The sequence below is a fragment of the Bradyrhizobium sp. UFLA05-108 genome (assembly GCF_059803455.1).
This window is the reverse complement of record NZ_JBANAZ010000042.1, coordinates 66,412-84,122: the sequence shown is the minus strand read 5'-3', so window position 1 is coordinate 84,122 and position 17,711 is coordinate 66,412. Positions and strand designations below refer to the sequence as shown.

The window sequence follows — 17,711 nt, the reverse complement described above, 5'->3', positions numbered from 1 at the left end:
CGCCAACAAGACCGTCGACGTACGCCGCAAATCGTGTCTCGCTGGTTCCCTTTCCTCGGCGACCCATCTCAGATCCTCGATCTCGCGTTGAATCTCCTTCAATATGCGATTCTCACCCAGCTTGGTCCGTGGATTTCTGACTCAGTAAGATTAGTGGCCACGGTCTTGCCGCCGCGAACCACGCACCGGCGGTCCCTGCCAATACGGATTCTCCAGGCACATGGCCGCAAGTCCCGAGGCCGTCGCGCGGCACTGCTCTATCGAAACATAGCTGCAGTCGATGATGGTGAGGCTGCGCACATGCCATGACTGCAGGCACACCGGGTAGCGCGGATCGTAACGTTGCGCCGCGGCTGGTGCGGCCGCCTGCATCGTCGCGCCCGCCAGGATCAGCAAATGAAGCATGCGCATGATGTGACGACTTTCAAATTACGGTGGGCTCCTGGGATAGCATGGCCTGCCTACTGGATCGTTGCGTTCACGGTAATGATCGATCTCCCTGAGCCGTACGGACCCTCTCCCGAACCGTAGATGGCAAACGTGTCGCTGCCCTTGTAACCACGCGGCGCCGTGTAAGTGAAGGTCGTGACGTTGAGCTGCCTCAGCGCTCCGCGCTCAGGCTTCTGCGAAATGCCCGAGCTCTTCATCATACCCGGTATCCTGATCGGGAATTTGCACGTTTCCGACCTGACGGCGAAGTAGGCCGTCATGTCGACGCCGAAGCTGGATGGCGAGCCGGTGACCCGGCAGTCGGCCGCGAGAGCCGAAACCGGCGTCAAGCCCAGTGCAACCAGTGCCAGGACCGAAAACCGCATGGTCGGCCTCCCGTGACTCGTGGGTCTCAGGACATAGAATCCGATCGCGCGAACCGCTCTTGATTTGAATCAAAGGCCGGCGCGAGAGCACCAGCGGGAGAGAGCCTTACGATTGCCGAGCTCCACAACGCTCCCATGGGCGCCGGTCGGCGCCCACAGGAATTGTTCTGAAGGATGGCGCCGGCTTGTCAGCGCAGGATTTCGCGCAGCACCTCGCCGTCGACGTGATGCGGCTTCACGCCCAGGATCTGCATGATGGTCGGCGCCACGTCGACATTGTGCATGCGCCGGATTGGCTCGCTGCGGATCTGCGGGCCGGCGGCAATGAAGGTTGCGCTCATCACCGGCAGCTCGGGATCATGGCCATGGGCGCCGTTGAAATTCGGCATCGACAGCGTGGTCGTGGCCGAATTGAACGGCGCATCGCCGAGGCGCGCGACGCCGGGGCTCTGGATGCCGTCGAAGTTGTAGCCCGGGGCCATCAGCGCGAACACATCACCGAAATCCTGGCCGATGGTCTTGCTGGTGCACTGCCCGGTCGCTGCCTCGCATTGCAGCGGCCGCGACTCCACCACCGTGAAGATCCGCCCGTCCGCAAGCGAGTAGTTGAATCGCGGGTTGGGATCGACCGCGCTCTTCACCGCATCGGTGATCTGCGCGACCAGCGCGTTGTAGGTCGCGGGATCAACGGTGCCGCCCGACTCGCGCTGCTGGAGGTTGACATAGATGTTGGCCGCCGGGCCCGAGGTGCGGATCCCCACCTTGCTGGTGTCGATGCCGGCATTGCGCAGGATATTGAGCATGCTTACCGAGGTGTGGAACGGCGCGAAACCGTGGTCCGACACCACGATGACGTTGCTGTCGCGGCCCGCCGTCTCAGCGATTCTCTTCACCGCCTTGTCGGCCGTCTGATAGGCGAACCGAATATATGAGGCGTAACGCGCGACCTTGGCCGGATCCTGGTTGGCGCCGATCGAGTTCGGGTCCTTGGGGTTGGTGCCCTGGCGGGGGTCGATGAGCAGGAACTGATGCTCGGAGCCGTCGGGTTGCTCGATATAGACCATCACCAGATCGGCGTCGGGATGGTTCAGGATCGCACGCTCGCCGATATCGGCCTGGTAGCGAACGAAGGTCTTCACCATGTCCTCGAACATCGCTTCGATCTCGACGTCGGGGAAGTTGGTAAAGCCAGGGCTCAGCCGCTCCGGAATGCGGAAGTCGGCCTGCGGACGCCAGAAGCCGATATTGTTGTTGATGTCGTCGACGTCGTTCAGAACCGGCGTGTTGCGCGGGATGTAGTTGGCGCCGTAGCGTGCGAAGCGCACGATCGAGAGATCGGGCGCGAGCTGCGAGACGAAGTAGGCGGCGCCGACCTTGGCTCCGCTGCCTTCGAAGAAGAACGGCGCGTTCTCGCCGCCGAGCTTGGCATAGGCCGGTCCGGTCGACGGTGCGTGGAACGGTCCCGACGTGATGCCGCGCGTTGCGTCGAAGAACACCAGGGTGTCGTAGTTCACCTTGCCGTCATTGCTGGTGTCGATCGCGGCCGCCCGGATCGCATATTTGACGTCGAGCGTCGCCGCGCTGGTGCAGGTCGCGGTCGCCGCCGAAGCGCACGAAAAAGTCTCGATCGGCGCTGACGTCGCCAGCACCGGGCTGTACGAGAACTGGCCGGCCGCCTGAAGCGCGGTGGCGACGGTCGGGTCGGGCGCGAAATCGCCCTTGGACAGCGAGAAGCCCTGGGCCCCGATGCCGCCGAACGCCCCGAACGGCACGGTGTAGTTGGTGACGCGGATGGGGCTCGCCGGCTGCACCACCGTGTTGTTGATCGAGATGTCGGCGCCGTCGCCGCCCGGCCACGTCGCGGTGGCGACCTTCTTGCCCTGCTGGCGCAGTTGCACCCACAGCGGCAATGCGGTCGGCTGGGGCGAAGGCCCGAGCGGGCTCTCCTGATAGCCGCCGATCGGCGCCGCAAAGCCGCTCAGGCTCGACGAGATCGGCGCGACGACCGCCTCGAAGGTATTCGACGGGATGTCGTTGTGCACGGCTGTCGAGCCGGTCGCGATCGCGATGTGCGACACCGCGGTGAGCGACGGCGAGGCCGTCACGTTCTGCATCGCCACCGCGCCGTGGCGGCTGAGCCGCGCCAGCCCGCCGTCGCGCGGCAGCACGCCCTCCTCGATGAATTTCTGGATGAAGTCGGGCTTGGCGCCGTCGAGCGAGATCAACACCACCTGCGGCGACTTGCGCCCATGACGGTTCCCATCGTGATCGCGATCATTGTCCTGTCCGGCGCGTGCCGGCGCCACAACGCCCAGCGATGCGGCGAGCGACATCGCGGATACCGAGAAGAGAAAGGTCTTCAGTTTCATGTGAACGCCCCATCCTCATTGCGCAACCTGCGCGGGTTTTTTCGGGAGGAGGCACCGAGTATCGGGATTGGCTGACGCGCATGTGACGCTTGGGCGACACGGGTAAAATAGGGACAGCGCGCGAGGAGCGCGGCTTGTGTTCTGCTCAGCTCGGGCATCTCCTGGCTAAACACGCCGCGCATGCTGACCGAGGCACTGGCGGCCGGCGGTGCCGAAACCAAGAGCGCTTTTTGAAGCGACAACGGGTATGAAATAAGATCGATGTCGTTGCGATCAAGGCCGCATGGCGCGGCTGACGCTGCGCCTTGGTGAGCTGCGGTTTCAACGGTCTCAGGGATCCGTTGTGTAGGAGCGCCCGGGTTCGAGAGCGTAGATGGTCAGAAACCGGAGCGGGCGCTCCGGGTCACAATTGCGAAACAGGGTGTGGGGACTGTCGGAGCGATCCTGCAAGGTCTCGCCGGCTCGATATTGTCGCGGCTCATCGTCGCCATAGGCCGATTCGGCAACGCCTTCGACGATGAAGACCACGCCGCCGACCGGATGCCGGTGAAGCGGCGCGACGCCGCCGGGCGGATAGGTCACCTCGACCACGAGGAGCTCCCGCTGATCACCCGGCAATGCAAGGCGTTCGAGAACCCTGCGTGTGACACCCGCAAAGCCGGCTTGTTGTGCGCTTGCCTGACAGCCGCTGCTCTCACTCATCCGACATCCTTTTCTCGTCAATATCGAGGCGTTGCATCTCGATCAGACCGTGGTCCGACCGATGATGGGGATCGCGCGCCGACGCCGCTTCACTCCGCCAGATTATTGACCTGCTTCACCCACGCCCGCACGTCGGCGAGCACCTCGGGCAGAACGCTGCGGACCTCCAGCACCGTCATGCCTGCCTTGATGCGTGGATCGTAGAGCAGATTGAGGATGTACTGATCATAGACGTCGAAATAGCCCATCGACACATTGTCGTTGAACATGGTCCAGGGCACGCTCGCGGTGTCGTTGATCGGCCCGAGCGATTGCAAGAGCTCCTCATAGGCGCAGTCGAGGAAGACGAAGTCGCCATTGTCGACCGTCAGGATGACGTCGGAATGCTCGATCTCGAACTTCTCGTTCTTGCGGAAGCCGGAGAGGCATTGCGGATCGAGCGAGGAGCGGATCTCGCGCGCCTTCTCCGCACCATAGAACGTCGAGATGGTGCGATAGAGGTCGCGGTCGCGCACCAATTTGACGCGGACATTGGCGGCTTCGGCATCGTCGGTCATGGCGATGTCCAGATGCTGCACGCGCCGCGCAACATCGGCGACGACCTTGGCGAGTTGCGCCTTGCGGTCGGCGCGACCGTCAGTCTCGGCGAAGACGCGCACTGGCGCGTCGAATTTGCGGATGCGGTCGACGCGGCCAGCGAGGTGATATTCGGCGCCGAACGCGGTCTTGAGGAAGCCGTCGACGATCTCGCCGTCGGTGAAGCTCTTCCTCTCGCTGCGCTGGCGCGAGGCGATCGCCGGCAGGTCGCCGGCGGTAGCATTGGTGCAGACCTCGCCGGCACAGGTCAAAACCGCCAGCGCGAGAAGGGCGGTGCGACAGAAGGCTGAAGGGGGGCGACAAGCGTTCATCGTCATGCAACGCTGCCGCATTCGCACCTCGCACACAAGAGCGCAGCGGTCGCGGCTCCCGGTTCCAACTGCGTAGGACGGGCACACAGAGGGCGGGCAAAGCGACTTGTCCGCCGTAGCTCGTCGAGCGAAGGCGCAAGCGTGCCCACCGCTTTGGCAACCGTAATGGCGGTTGCAGAAAGTGGTGGGCACGGCGCTTCGCACCTTTGCCCACCCTTGAAGTGACCCTAGTTGTTTAGCACCACCACGGTGGTACCGACCGAGACGCGGCCATAGAGGTCGGTCACGTCGTCATTGGTCATGCGGAAGCAGCCGGAGGAGACTGCCTGTCCGATCGTCTCCGGCTCGTTGGAGCCGTGGATGCGGTAGAGCGTCGAGCCCAGATACATCGCGCGCGCGCCGAGCGGGTTCTCGATACCGCCACGCATGTGGCGCGGCAGGTCCGGCCGGCGGGCGATCATCTGTGCCGGCGGCGTCCAGTCCGGCCACTCCTTCTTGGCGGAGATGCGATGCACGCCGCCCCAGCGGAAGCCGTCGCGGCCGACGCCGATGCCGTAGCGCAGTGCCTGGCCGTTCGACAACACGAGGTAGAGCCGCCGCTCGCCGGTGTTTATCACGATCGTGCCGGGGGCGTAGTTGGTGGGATACATGACGGTGCTGCGCGGGATCGGGCTCGCCCCGCCGCCGAGATAGCCGGTGGAGGCGGTGCCGGTGAAGTCGAACATCCCCGCTGCAGAGGCGCCGCTGGCGCCGATGGTCAGGACCGCAATGGCGGCGATCGGTGCGGCAAAAAACCGGTTCATTCGTTCCCCCAGTAAAAATCGATTCAATGGACGACCACAGGCCATATTTGCCGGCGTTTCGCAAGCCACGGCAGCGTGAGCACGTGCAATCCTTAACGATTGCCAAATGCGGAAACTTCGCAGGATCGCAAAGCCGTATTAGCCAAGAAGCCCCGTCGTCGCGCCCGGCAGGGCAGCAATGTCTGCTATTGCTTTGACGAAAACGGCGAACAATGGTTGATCGATACGGATCCAAAGCAAGAAAGCCGCGGGAGCTGAAACGATGAACGGTGCGGAAAGTCTGGTACGGACGCTGGTCAAGGGCGGGGTCGACATCTGCTTTACCAATCCCGGAACGTCCGAGATGCACTTTGTCGCGGCGCTCGATCGTGTTCCCGGCATGCGCTGCGTGCTCGGCCTGTTCGAGGGCGTGGTGACGGGTGCGGCCGACGGCTACTACCGCATGAAGGGCACGCCCGCCTCGACGCTGCTGCATCTCGGCCCCGGCCTCGCCAACGGTCTTGCGAACTTGCACAACGCCAAGAAGGCCCATTCCGGCATCGTCAACATCGTCGGCCAGCACGCCGGCTACCATATCGGCTACAACGCGCCGCTCACCTCCGACATCGAGGGCCTGGCGCGGCCGATGTCGTCCTGGGTGCGGACCTCGCCGGATGCCAAGTCGGTCGCTGCCGATGGCGCTGCGGCAATCGCCGCCGCCAAGAGCGCACCGGGGCAGATCGCGACGCTGATCCTGCCCGCCGACACCGCCTGGAACGAGGCCGATGGGATCGCCGAGGTGCCGGCGGAGAAGCAGCGCCCGTCCTATTCGCCGCAGGCCGTCGAGCTTGCTGCGAAAATCCTCCGCAATGACGGCAGCCGCACGCTTCTGCTGATGGTCGGCAGCGCGCTGAGCGAGCAGGGGCTGGCGCTGGCGCAGCGCATTGCCGGAAAGACCGGGTGTCAGGTGATGGGCCCGACCTTCCGCCCGCGCATGGCGCGCGGCCGCGGCCGCTTCTCGATCGACCGCATTCCCTATGTGATCGACCAGGCGCTGCCCCTGCTGAAGGATTTCCGTCACATCATCCTGGTCGAGGCCAACGATCCCGTCGCCTTCTTTGCCTACCCGAACAAGCCGAGCCTGCTCAAGCCCGAGGGCTGCGAGGTCCATCGCATGACCGAGTGGGGCGAGAACTCGGTCGCGGCGCTGGAAGCCCTGGCCGGCGCGCTGCATGCCTCCTCGCACGACGTCAAGCCGCAAAAACTCCAGGAACTGGTCAAGCCGAGCGGTGCGCTCAATTTCACCACCATCGCCCAGGCGATCGCCTATGCGATCCCCGAGAATGCGATCCTGATCGATGAATCCCTGACCACGGGGCGCGGCTTCTTCCCGCCGACCGCGGCGGCGGCACCGCATGACTGGATCCAGAACATGGGCGGCTCGATCGGCTTCTCGACGCCGCTTTCGATCGGTGCTGCGATTGCGTGTCCTGATCGCAAGGTCATGTGCATGGTCGGCGACGGCAGCGCGATGTACACGATTCAGTCGCTGTGGACGCAGGCCCGTGAAGGGCTCAACATCGTCACCATCGTGTTCGCCAACCGCATCTACCAGATCCTGCGCGGCGAGTTCGACGGCGTCGGCGCCGGCGAGCCAGGCCAGCGCGCGACCGACATGCTCAGGCTCGATCGCCCGACCCTCGATTTCGTGGCGCTGGCGAAGGGCATGGGCGTGCCGGGCCGTGCCGTGACCAACGCCGACGAACTCAACAAGGCGCTTGCGGAAGCCGTCGCCGAGCCGGGGCCGCGACTGATCGAAGTCGTGATGTGAGGTAGCTCCGATTGCTTCTGCTGTACCATCGGTACTCTCCCCTCATCCTGGGGAGCCCGCGATAAGCGGGCGTCTCGAAGGATGGCCGCGGATGAGATCCGGACCTTCATGGTTCGCTCGGCAATGCGAAGCATCGTCGGGAACAGGCGTTCGGCGCTCCTCACCATGAAGGGCTTGTAACGCGGCGAGATGAGAGCTTAGGGGCGGGCGGCACGATGAAGACCGAGCTGAACAAGGTGATCGCGGCGATCCGCGATCTCTACGCCCACGAAGACTTCCTATTCGAGAAGGATGTCGGCGAGCGCGCGGTCACCCACCGCTTCGCCGTTTATCTGGAGAAGCAGTTCTCCGGATGGGCGGTCGATTGCAACTACGACCGCCTCGGCGAGCGCACGCTGCACCTGCCGCGCGGCACGATCATCTCGACCGACGACCATTTGGGAAAATCGATCTATCCCGATGTCGTCGTGCATCAACGCGAGATCCCGAACAACCTGCTCGCCATCGAAATTCGCAATGCGAGCAATCACACCGCGATCGAGCACGACCAGCAGAAGCTGAAGGCGCTCACCGATCCCCATATCTGGTTCGCCTACCAGATCGGCGTTCTCCTCGTGCTTGCCAGGGCGAACGTAACGACCGCGGAAATCTATGCCGGCGGCGTGCTCGACCGGACGCAGACCGTCTGGTTCACGGAACGGTTGAAAGAGATCGGGCTCGGTGTGCCGCACTAAAGTCGATTGGTCTTAGTTGAATCGATTGGGCCGCGGGCTCGGTCAACCTCGACCACATGCGGCGCCCGCCTTATGGCCCGTGCTCGATGACTTGCACAGGTCCATCGCGCGGGATTAGCTTTCGTCGTTCTGATCAGGAACTTTGGAGGTTCTGATGCAAAGGTCATATTTGCTCGCCGCGAGTGCCGCATTCGCGCTCATGTTGCAGACGCCGATCGCGCTGGCCCAGGGCACCGACGGCACCACCACGCCGCCTGCGGCAACCACGCCGCCGCCTCAAGCCACGACCCCTGCGCCTGCTGCAACCACGACAGAGCCGGCCGCGACCACCCAGACCACCGCGCCGGCGACAACGACGCCCGCGACCGCCACGACCCCGTCAACGGATTCGAAGAAGACCACCGAGAAGAAGCCGGCCAAGAAGAAGCAGATGACACGGCAGCAGGAGATCGACCATTCGATCGACAGCGGCACGGTTCCCTCGCGCTATCGCAGCTCGGTGCCGAAGCAGTATCAGCAATACATTCCGTTCGATAAGAAGTAGCGCGTGGTCGCGGGCGGCGCGATGTGACCACGTTGCGCTGCCTCTCAACAATCGACGAGGTCCTGGAGTGAGCGTCGCCTTTACCAAAGAAGAGAGTGCCGAAACCGCGTCCGAGACGTTGTTGCCGGATCGCCCGATTTCGCCGCATCCCAACCTGGTAACCCAATCAGGATTGCAGGCCTTGGAACTGCAGCTTCGGCAAGCGCGCGAGGCCTACGAGGCCGCGCAGCGCATCGAGGATGTCAACGAGAAGCGCCGGCAGTCGGCCGTCCCGTTGCGTGACGTTCGCTATCTCGCCGAAAGGCTGCGCACGGCCCAGCTGATCCCCAATCCGGCGTCGACCGAGAAGGTCGCCTTTGGCAGCACGGTGACGTTCAGCCGGGCCGACGGTCGCGTGCAGACCTATCGCATCGTAGGTGAAGATGAAGCCGATCCGAAGGCTGGGTCGATCTCCTTCGTAGCTCCGGTCGCGAAATCGCTGATCGGGAAGGCGGTCGGAGACGTCGTAGGTGCAGGCAATCAGGAGGTCGAGATTCTGTCGATCGCCTAACGGCGCGCGTGGAAGCGCTCCACAGGCACGGCTCGGCCCGTATTTTTGCGAAACCGGCGAGGCAAGGGCGTTCAGTTGCTCGGCCTCAACCTCCAGCCGTATTCCTGATGTGGGATCGTTGCAGTTATGTCGGCATCCCTGCTGGCCGAAAGGCGCCAAGCTGCCACCCCGTAACACAAGGTCAGGGTGAGGGCGATGGCAAGCAGAAGCATCGAGACGAAATGGCTCACGCGTGCGCACCCCATAATTTGAAACTACGAGGAGAGAGCGAGCACGGGTTGCCGATTCGGAAAATGCAGAAAGGCTGACCTAGTGCAGATTTTCCCCAGCAGTCATGAGGGTGAGCGCAACCGGATGCCGGGAAGGCTAGTTATCGGTATCGACTGACCGCTCGGCAGACGGCTCCCGTCGACGCGCAAAGAGCATACCGAGCGTCCCGATGATCACCAGGAACATGCCGGCGATCATCAGCCAATGAGGGAGCTGAAGCTGCAGCGCTTTGTCGAGCATCCTTGAGCCTCACTAAAATCCTTAGCTGGGGCCGACGGCGCTTATGAGACCAATCAAGATATGGTCTAGCGCGACGACAGTCCACAGGGTGGGTGAGGTGGAGGACAGGCCCGCGACAAAGATCCAGATACCGCCTCCCAAGAGGAGGGCCGAGATGGCGTAAGTGGCCGCTCTGTCCATTGGTCGACCCGCAAGGCAAGACAGGATCGATTGCGCCTGTAGGTGACTCGCGGCGGGCCGGAACGTTCCTACGGCCAGAGTGGTGGGTAGGCCGCTCTCGGCCGAGCGTCGGTGCCGCTCCTGCGTCGGGAAGCGAACAGTCAGGCGTCCGCGGTTAGGCTAGCCTTTGAGAGATACTTTGGTGATTCGGAGAATACGACATTGGCAATGGGTAAAGTGAAGTGGTTCAACGCGACCAAGGGCTATGGCTTCATTCAACCTGATGACGGTAGCTCAGATGTGTTCGTCCACATCAGCGCCGTCGAGAAAGCCGGCTATACGGGCTTGGCCGAGGGCGCGCGCATCAGCTACGAGCTGAAGGCTGGGCGCTCGGGCAAAATGTCTGCGGAAAGTCTGCGGATTGGGTGACGGCGCGCCGTCGTGCCCGGGGCGCGGCGATCAGGCGGCGACGTCGAACGACGCAATGAGGGCGCGCATATCATTTGCCAGGCCGCGATAGTGCTCGCCCATCCGGATGTATAGCTCGCGCTTGCCTCCATCCGCTCGCTTGGCAATCAAGTCGCATTCGTCAGCAAGGCTTTCAAAGCGTTCCAGCTTGGCTTGGAAACCAGTCATGGGCAGGCCCCGAACTCATTACTAAAAAAGGGATGAGGACCGTAATCGCTTGATTAGGTCAGAGCAAACATTGTTATCTCATATAATCATAATTTATTCGGCGTCCTGCATTTGAGCCCCCCAATCGATCGACACCTGTTGGTCTTCGGAGTGGGGCTGCCGACTACGCCGCTTTGGAGAGGGGAAGCATGAAGGTGCCTTAAACCAGAGGCCGATGTCGGCCACGGATCAGCATGGTCGCCATGTGTCGGGAAAGCTGGGCCTGAACCCAGCCTTTGTTCTGAGTGCTCATTCGGCAGGCCGAATATCCGTGGCGAGCGTATCTTCGTCCGAGCGCGGCGTGATGTTCAACCCCTTCTTCATGCCCCAAGCCGAAACGACCGAAGCTATGGCAAGGTTCGGCCGATCGCTCGTGACCAACGCATTTGCATCTTCCAGATCTTTCCTGCGCTTTTCGCCGTTCATTTCGACGCTCGCGCTTTCAATCAGTGCGTCGAGCTGAGGATTGGCATAGTTGCGGACGTTGTACGCGCCGAGCTTCTTGTCCGGCGCATTCGAATGCACGAGCGAGGACAGAGTATAGTTGGATTCGCCTGTCAGCGTTCCCCAACCCGACATCGTCAGCGAATAGTCGCCGCGGGTATTCGCCGGGAAGAACACCGCGCCCGGCTGTGCATTCACCTGCACGTCGATGCCGATGGCGGTCAGCATCTGGGCGATGGCGGTGCCTGCCTCCTTGTCGCCCGGCAGGCGGTCGTTGGTAAAGGTGAGAACGACCTTGAAACCATCGGGATAGCCGGCTTCGGCGAGAAGCTTCTTTGCCCGCTTCGGGTCGGCGACCGTGGTCTTGAGATTGGTGTTATAGCCGAAGATGTTCGGCGTCACCAATTGAGACTGCGGCGTGCCCATGCCTTCCATCGCAACGTCGGCGATCGTCTCGCGATCGATCGCCAGATCGAAGGCTTCGCGGACGCGCGGATCCTGGAAGGGATTCTTCGCAAGGGCGGAGCCGTCCTTTGCCTTGATCTGCGGCGGCTTGTCGCGGAAGTCGAACGAGACATTGAAGGAATAGACGCTGTTTTCCCGTACGATTCTCAGCTTCGAATCGGTTTCCAGTGTCGGCACGTCGGAGGCCGGAATGCGGGCGATCAAATCGACCTGGCCGGCCTTGAGCTGCGCGACGCGAGCGGCATCGTTGGGGATCTCCTTGCGAACGACCTTGTCCCAAGGTTCCTTTACGCCCCAGTAGCCGTCGAAGCGCTGCAGCACTAATTGCTCCTTGGGGGTCCAAGATACGAATTTGTAAGGCCCGGTGCCGATGGCCGCCTTGCCGGAATTAAAACCCTCCGCCGCCTTTTCCGGCGTGTCGGAATAATCCTTGGCAGCGACATGCGAGACGATGAACAGGCGAACGAAATCATTGGGCAAGGTCGGTGCCGGGCCTTCAGTCTTGACGCGGACCGTATGGGCATCGACGACTTCGACGCTCTTTACACGGCGGACATAGATCGTTGTCGGATTGGGACCCGCGACATGCGGAATGCGTTCGATCGAGAACTTGACGTCGTCTGCGGTGAAATCGGAGCCATCGTGAAACTTGACGCCCTCACGCAGCTTGAACTCCCAGGTCGCATCGTCGATCGGCGTCCAGTTCGTCGCAAGTCCCGGCTGCAGTTCGAGTTTGTTGCCCGATTTTATCAGCGTGTCATAGATGTGTTTCATCGCCTCGGCATGGGTGCCGGCCGAGGTGAAGTCGGGGTCGATGGACAGCGGCCCGGCGCGCACACCGATCGTCAGGTCGGCTGCCGTGGCAAGACCGGAAACTGTGCTCAGCAATATCGGTGCAAGCGCAACGATGCGTGCACTTTGAAACAACCTCACTCTTCATGCTCCTCGGTAAGGATTGGGGGCCAATTGGGGGAATCCACGACAACCTTCGCCAGCAGCTCGGAAAGCATGAGCCGTTCCGCCGGGGTGAGTCCCGACATCATGACTCTTTCCCTTTCGATCATAGGCTGCATCGCTTGATCGACGATGCTTTTGCCTTCGTCGGTGATGTAAAGGACGAAGCTTCTTAAGTCCGCCGGATCGACTTCACGGCGAACGATGTTCTTATCGATCAGGCGCTGGATCGCGCGGCTGATCGTATTCTTGGGAAAGCCGGAGGAGCTGCAAATCGCGCTTGCCGTCAGACCGTCAGAGAGGCCGAGCGCGTAGATGACCACCACTTCCGGCCGGCTCACGCCATGCTCCCTCTCCAGGAGCCGGTAGATCGGCTCATTGAACTGGAGAGCCAGGAAGTTGATGCGAAACGACAGCCAGCACGGATTTTGCCATAGCTTGATCGCCACCAGATCTTCCACCGGCTGATCGCCCGCGGCGCGCTTTCCCCCTTCTCGCAATAGCTCTTCCAAAGCAAAATCCGACACCGAAGTCTCGCCTAGGGTCTTTCACGGCATAATTCAATTAGTCCCGTATGGAACTTGACTATGGATTATTTAGCCGTCAACTTCTTTTTTTTGTCCCTTTTGGAACGTTTTCAGAAGTTGAAGCGGTCGATCCGAGCATGAGAATGCTATGCCTCGACGGTATCGCGCAAAATCGTTGCGCTGATTGAGGCAGCTTTAGAACAGGAGGACTGTTTGAGGGTTCAGGACATGAATTGGCTGCAGCTCGAGCAGCAGGTCAAAAAAGACGATCGCTGCATCCTTCCGATCGGCAGCGTCGAGCAACATGCCTATCTCAGTCTCGCCACGGACATGGTTCTTGCCGAAAAAGTCGCGGTCGATGCAGCAGCCGGTCTCGGCATTCCGGTCTTTCCGGTGCTGGCTTATGGTCTGGCATCCTCCTTCGAAGCCTTTCCCGGTACGCTCAGCCTCTCGCTTTCGACCTATCTCGGCGTCATCCGTGATCTCCTGGACAGTCTTTATCGGTCGGGCTTTCGCCGCATCCTTGTGGTCAACGGCCATGGCGGCAATGCGCCGGCCGCTACGGTCATTTCTGAATGGCTGAACCTCCATCCCGACGCTTCGGTCAAATTCCATGACTGGTGGCGCGCGCCGCGCACCTGGGCCAAGGTGATGGAGCTCGATCCCGCGGCATCGCATGCCTCCTGGATGGAAAACTTTCCCTGGACGCGCACCAACGATCCCGCTCAGCCGCAATCGGCCAAGGCGCAGATCGATTTTGCCGCTCTTGCGCGTGTCGGCGCGGCGAAAAAGCGCGAATTGCTGGGCGACGGCAATTTCCATGGCCTCTATCAGCGAGCGGATGAGGACATGCATGCAATCTGGTCGGTTGCGGTCGCCGAGACGAGAGATTTGTTGGAAAGCGATTGGCACTGAGCGAACGAAGCGTCCGGATCGCCGGATGTAGGCGAAAGCCGAAGAATGGACAGATATGTTTGGCTTCATCCTCCAAAGAGCCTGGCAGGCCTGTATCGTGGTCGTTGCCATGTCGGCGCTGGTTTTCTGCGGCGTCTATGCCGTGGGCAATCCGGTGGATGTGTTGATCTCGCCTGATGCGACGCAGGACATCCGCGCCGCCGTCATCGCCCAATACGGTCTCGATCAGCCGCTGTGGCAGCAATATCTGCGTTTTCTCGGCCGCCTGGCCCATAGCGATTTCGGCCGGTCCTTCGTTTACAACATGCCGGTCAGCGAGCTCATCCTCTCGCGTCTGCCTGCGACCCTGGAACTGACCTTGGCCGCCGTGCTGTTTGCCAGCCTCGCCGGAGTGCCGATCGGCATGTATGCGGGCTATCGGCCGCATAGTTTTGTCTCGCGCGCGATCATGGCCTTGTCGATCCTCGGCTTCTCCGTTCCGACATTCTGGTTCGGCCTGATGTTGATCATGCTCTTCGCGGTCCAGTGTGGCTGCATGCCGGCCGGCGGCCGCGGCGAGACCGTCAGCCTGTTTGGCGCAGAGTTCAGTTTCCTGACCACCGACGGCCTTTCGCATCTTGTCCTGCCTGCTCTCAATCTGGCACTTGTCAAGTTCTCGCTGATGATCCGTCTTGCCCGCGCGGGCACGCGCGAACTGATGCTGAGCGATACGGTGAAATTCGCGCGTGCCGCCGGCATTTCGGAATTCATCATCCTGCGCCGCCACGTTCTGAGGCTGATCTCCATTCCACTTGTCACGGTCTTCGGTCTCGAGCTCGGCTCCACTCTCGCTTTCGCCGTAGTGACCGAAACGATCTTCTCTTGGCCTGGGCTCGGTAAGCTCATCATCGACAGCATCACCTCGCTCGACCGGCCTGTCATGGTTGCCTATCTCATGTTGATCGCCCTGCTGTTCATCTTCATCAATCTTGTGGTTGATCTCACTTATGCCTTGCTCGATCCGCGTCTTCGGAAAGGACGGGCATGATGAGCGACACTCCTTTTTCCCGCTTTCTCGACGACTTCAGGAAAAACAAGCTCGCCGCCGGCGCAGCAATCGTCGTCGTCTTGATCCTCGTCCTGGCTGTCGTCGCCCCGTTGGTGACACCGCAGGATCCCTATGATCTCGCCCATCTGGTGCTGCGCGATGCGCGGCGGGCGCCAGGCTATGTCGGAAGCGCCGGTTATACGCATTGGCTCGGTACGGATTCGCAAGGTCGCGATCTTCTGTCGGCAATCATCTACGGCCTTCGCATTTCGCTGCAAATGGGCGTGATCGCCGGCGCTGTTGCCTTTGCGCTCGGTGCCCTGGTTGGCTGCACGGCGGCCTATGTCGGCGGGCGAGTGGAGAGCGTCGCGATGCGGCTTGTCGATTTGCAGCTTTCGTTTCCGGCAATCCTGCTCGCTTTCGTGATCGCCGCACTGCTCGGCCAGGGACGCTACCAACTGATCCTGGCTCTGATCTTTGCGCAATATGCTTATTTCGCCCGTACCGCCCATGGCACGGCCGTCGCGGAACGGCAGAAGGACTATGTCGAGGCTGCGCTTTCGATCCCGCTATCGCCTTGGCGCGTCGTTTTCAAACATATATTGCCGAATTCGCTGCCGCCGCTGATCGTCGTGGCGACAGTGCAGATTGCCAGCGCCATCTCTCTCGAAGCAACGCTCTCCTTCCTCGGTGTCGGTCTTCCGCCGTCGGAGCCGTCGCTTGGCATGTTGATCGCCAACGGCTTCCAATATCTGCTTTCCGGACGCTACTGGATCTCGATCTACCCCGGTCTGGCGCTGATCCTGTTCATCGTGTCGCTCAATCTGGTCGGCGATCAGATCCGCGACCAGCTCAATCCGAGGCTCCGCCGATGATCGCCCCGCCATTCGACGAGACGAGGCGCCCGCTGCTTGACGTCAGCAATCTGAAGACCTGGTTTCGGGGTAACCGGGGCGAGGTGAGGGCGGTGGACGGCGTGTCCTTCTCGGTCTCGCCGGGCGAAGTGCTTGGCATTGTCGGGGAATCCGGTTCCGGCAAGTCGGCGACCGGCTTTTCGATCATTGGGCTGATCGATGAACCTGGCCGCATCGTGGAAGGGTCGATCAAGCTCGAAGGTCGCGAATTGATCGGCCTGCCGCAGGAAGAGCTGCGGAGAATCCGGGGCAAGACCATTTCCATGGTCTTCCAGGATCCCATGGTGGCGCTCAATCCGGTGTTGAGCATCGGCACGCAGATCAGGCTCGGGCTGGAAGCCCATGAACGGATCGGCCCAAAGGAAGCCCGCGAAAGGGCGATCGTCGCCTTGGCCCGGATGCGCATCAGGCAACCCGAGCAAAAGGTCGATTTCTTTCCCCACCAGTTTTCCGGCGGCATGCGGCAGCGGGTCGCGATCGCGATCGCGCTTCTGCATCGGCCGAAGCTCGTCATCTGCGACGAACCCACGACGGCACTCGATGTTTCGATTCAGGCTGAAATCCTGAGCGAGATGAAGGCGCAGGTCTCCGATCTGGGCACGGCGCTGATATGGATCAGCCATGATCTCGCAACTGTCGCCTCCATCGCTGATCGCGTCGCGGTGATGCGGTCAGGCCATATCGTCGAAAGCGGACCCGCACTTGCTGTCCTGACCAAGCCACAGCACGACTATACCAAGACCCTGCTGAATGCTTTGCCCTCGAGGGCCAGCCCCGGTCAGCTGCTGACGCGCCGCGCCGGCGTTCCCGATGCAGCGCCGCCGGCGCGAAAGGTGGCCTCCGGCGAAGTCCTCGCGCTCGGCAGTCCCTATCTCGTCATAAGCGATGCGATCAAGACATTCGCAAAGCCGGCAAACCTGTTCGCAAGACTGCAGTTTCGGCTCGCCGGCTCGAATCCACCATCGACGCCTAATGCCGTCGATGGTGTCGACATCGTCTTGAACAGGGGGGAAGTTCTCGGCCTTGTGGGCGAATCGGGATCGGGAAAATCCACGCTCGGGCGGATGGCAGCCGGCATCATGGCACCGACATCAGGTAGCGTGCGGCTCGCCGGTCAGCCGGTGATGAGCTCCGGCACGATGCCACGCAAGATCACCACGCGCGTACAGACCATCTTTCAGGATCCTTTCGCCTCGCTGAATGGCCGCATGCGTATCGGAGAAACCCTGTCCGAAGGACCGCTGGCGCACCGCCTGATCAGCCGCGGCGAGGCCGCAGACTACGTCAGGCAATGGCTCGCGGCTGTGGGCCTCGATCCGGCTTATGCCAACCGCTTTCCTCACCAGTTTTCCGGCGGTCAACGGCAGCGCATCGCCATTGCGCGAGCGCTTGCGATGCAGCCAGACATCGTCGTTTGCGACGAACCGGTCGCCTCGCTCGATGTCTCCATCCAGGCGCAGATCATCAATCTGCTCATCCGCCTGCGATCCGAGCTCGATCTGTCCCTCATCTTCATCAGCCACGATCTGTCGGTTGTCCGGCATCTTTGCGATCGCGTGGCGATCATGCACCGTGGGCGGATCGTAGAGGAAGGCGCGGCGGAAGCCATTTATGCCAGGCCACAGAATGATTACACGAAGCGGCTGCTTGCCGCGGTACCGATGCTTCCTCGGATGATCGAATGACCAAAATCAACTTGCTCTGACAAAGACGTCACAAGAATAACGGTATGTATGTAGATGATGGCCCGCAGAGTTCGCACGCGGCCATTGGCCGGGGGCACACGTTTAGGGGATTAATTCGCTAATGGTGGGCGCACAAGGGATCGAACCTTGGACCTCTCCCGTGTGAACCACAATCTGTAGATCCAAGCGGGCCCCACGTAG

At 61.7% G+C, this 17,711-nt stretch carries 19 protein-coding genes; 9 read left to right on the top strand and 10 right to left on the bottom strand.

Annotated elements, in window-relative coordinates; genetic code table 11:
* Positions 1-150 precede the first annotated feature (150 nt).
* The 6 genes from SO140_RS27835 to SO140_RS27810 form a co-directional block, all read right to left on the bottom strand.
* Positions 151-411, bottom strand: a complete 261-nt coding sequence (locus SO140_RS27835; protein ID WP_498543463.1) for a DUF3551 domain-containing protein — start codon at positions 409-411, stop codon at positions 151-153.
* A 50-nt stretch (positions 412-461) separates the two neighbouring features.
* The gene (locus SO140_RS27830; protein WP_498543462.1) at positions 462-815 is read right to left on the bottom strand and encodes a hypothetical protein; all 354 of its coding nucleotides are present in this window, start codon (positions 813-815) and stop codon (positions 462-464) included.
* Positions 816-1,003: 188 nt separating this feature from the next.
* Positions 1,004-3,184, bottom strand: a complete 2,181-nt coding sequence (locus SO140_RS27825) for an alkaline phosphatase family protein (protein WP_498543461.1) — start codon at positions 3,182-3,184, stop codon at positions 1,004-1,006.
* A 330-nt stretch (positions 3,185-3,514) separates the two neighbouring features.
* On the bottom strand, positions 3,515-3,886 hold the full coding sequence (locus tag SO140_RS27820; protein ID WP_474801889.1) for a cupin domain-containing protein: 372 nt from the start codon (positions 3,884-3,886) through the stop codon (positions 3,515-3,517).
* A gap of 89 nt (positions 3,887-3,975) precedes the next feature.
* Positions 3,976-4,794, bottom strand: a complete 819-nt coding sequence (locus SO140_RS27815; RefSeq protein ID WP_449380991.1) for a DUF2927 domain-containing protein — start codon at positions 4,792-4,794, stop codon at positions 3,976-3,978.
* Between the two features lie 227 nt (positions 4,795-5,021).
* Positions 5,022-5,597, bottom strand: a complete 576-nt coding sequence (locus SO140_RS27810) for a L,D-transpeptidase (protein WP_449380950.1) — start codon at positions 5,595-5,597, stop codon at positions 5,022-5,024.
* A 262-nt stretch (positions 5,598-5,859) separates the two neighbouring features.
* Between SO140_RS27810 and SO140_RS27805 the strand changes: the two genes are divergently transcribed.
* The 4 genes from SO140_RS27805 to greA all read left to right on the top strand — a co-directional run bounded on the left by SO140_RS27805 (position 5,860) and on the right by greA (position 9,235).
* Positions 5,860-7,407, top strand: a complete 1,548-nt coding sequence (locus tag SO140_RS27805) for an acetolactate synthase large subunit (RefSeq protein ID WP_449380951.1) — start codon at positions 5,860-5,862, stop codon at positions 7,405-7,407.
* Positions 7,408-7,622: 215 nt separating this feature from the next.
* Entirely contained in the window at positions 7,623-8,141 is a 519-nt protein-coding gene (locus SO140_RS27800; RefSeq protein ID WP_474801893.1) for a hypothetical protein, read from the top strand.
* A gap of 154 nt (positions 8,142-8,295) precedes the next feature.
* On the top strand, positions 8,296-8,685 hold the full coding sequence (locus tag SO140_RS27795; protein ID WP_474801896.1) for a hypothetical protein: 390 nt from the start codon (positions 8,296-8,298) through the stop codon (positions 8,683-8,685).
* A gap of 67 nt (positions 8,686-8,752) precedes the next feature.
* Positions 8,753-9,235 (top strand): transcription elongation factor GreA, encoded by a 483-nt coding sequence (gene greA / locus SO140_RS27790; protein WP_449380954.1) that lies wholly within the window; start codon positions 8,753-8,755, stop codon positions 9,233-9,235.
* Positions 9,236-9,601: 366 nt separating this feature from the next.
* Here the strand turns inward: greA and SO140_RS27785 are convergent, their stop codons facing one another.
* Positions 9,602-9,745, bottom strand: coding sequence for an LPXTG cell wall anchor domain-containing protein (locus tag SO140_RS27785; protein ID WP_449380955.1), 144 nt, complete (start codon positions 9,743-9,745; stop codon positions 9,602-9,604).
* Between the two features lie 381 nt (positions 9,746-10,126).
* Between SO140_RS27785 and SO140_RS27780 the strand changes: the two genes are divergently transcribed.
* Positions 10,127-10,333, top strand: a complete 207-nt coding sequence (locus SO140_RS27780) for a cold-shock protein (protein ID WP_449380956.1) — start codon at positions 10,127-10,129, stop codon at positions 10,331-10,333.
* Positions 10,334-10,363: 30 nt separating this feature from the next.
* Here SO140_RS27780 and SO140_RS27775 read toward each other — a convergent pair whose 3' ends face one another.
* From SO140_RS27775 to SO140_RS27765, 3 genes are all read right to left on the bottom strand, one after another.
* On the bottom strand, positions 10,364-10,540 hold the full coding sequence (locus SO140_RS27775) for a hypothetical protein (RefSeq protein WP_449380957.1): 177 nt from the start codon (positions 10,538-10,540) through the stop codon (positions 10,364-10,366).
* Positions 10,541-10,828: 288 nt separating this feature from the next.
* Complete coding sequence (locus SO140_RS27770; protein ID WP_498543460.1) at positions 10,829-12,421, bottom strand: ABC transporter substrate-binding protein; 1,593 nt, start codon at positions 12,419-12,421, stop codon at positions 10,829-10,831.
* Positions 12,418-12,969 (bottom strand): MarR family winged helix-turn-helix transcriptional regulator, encoded by a 552-nt coding sequence (locus SO140_RS27765; RefSeq protein WP_449380959.1) that lies wholly within the window; start codon positions 12,967-12,969, stop codon positions 12,418-12,420. Before SO140_RS27765 ends, SO140_RS27770 begins: the two co-directional genes overlap by 4 nt.
* Positions 12,970-13,197: 228 nt before the next feature.
* Between SO140_RS27765 and SO140_RS27760 the strand changes: the two genes are divergently transcribed.
* From SO140_RS27760 to SO140_RS27745, 4 genes are read left to right on the top strand one after another with little or no spacing between them, the layout of a single operon-like run.
* Positions 13,198-13,884: a creatininase family protein gene (locus SO140_RS27760; protein WP_449380960.1), complete on the top strand. Its 687-nt coding sequence runs from the start codon at positions 13,198-13,200 to the stop codon at positions 13,882-13,884.
* A 55-nt stretch (positions 13,885-13,939) separates the two neighbouring features.
* Positions 13,940-14,911 (top strand): ABC transporter permease, encoded by a 972-nt coding sequence (locus tag SO140_RS27755; RefSeq protein ID WP_474801907.1) that lies wholly within the window; start codon positions 13,940-13,942, stop codon positions 14,909-14,911.
* A complete protein-coding gene (locus tag SO140_RS27750) occupies positions 14,911-15,786 on the top strand; it encodes an ABC transporter permease (protein ID WP_474801910.1) in 876 nt (291 codons plus the stop codon). The genes SO140_RS27755 and SO140_RS27750 overlap by 1 nt, the downstream gene beginning before the upstream one ends.
* Complete coding sequence (locus tag SO140_RS27745) at positions 15,783-17,510, top strand: dipeptide ABC transporter ATP-binding protein (RefSeq protein WP_474801913.1); 1,728 nt, start codon at positions 15,783-15,785, stop codon at positions 17,508-17,510. Before SO140_RS27750 ends, SO140_RS27745 begins: the two co-directional genes overlap by 4 nt.
* The last annotated feature ends 201 nt before the right edge of the window (positions 17,511-17,711 follow it).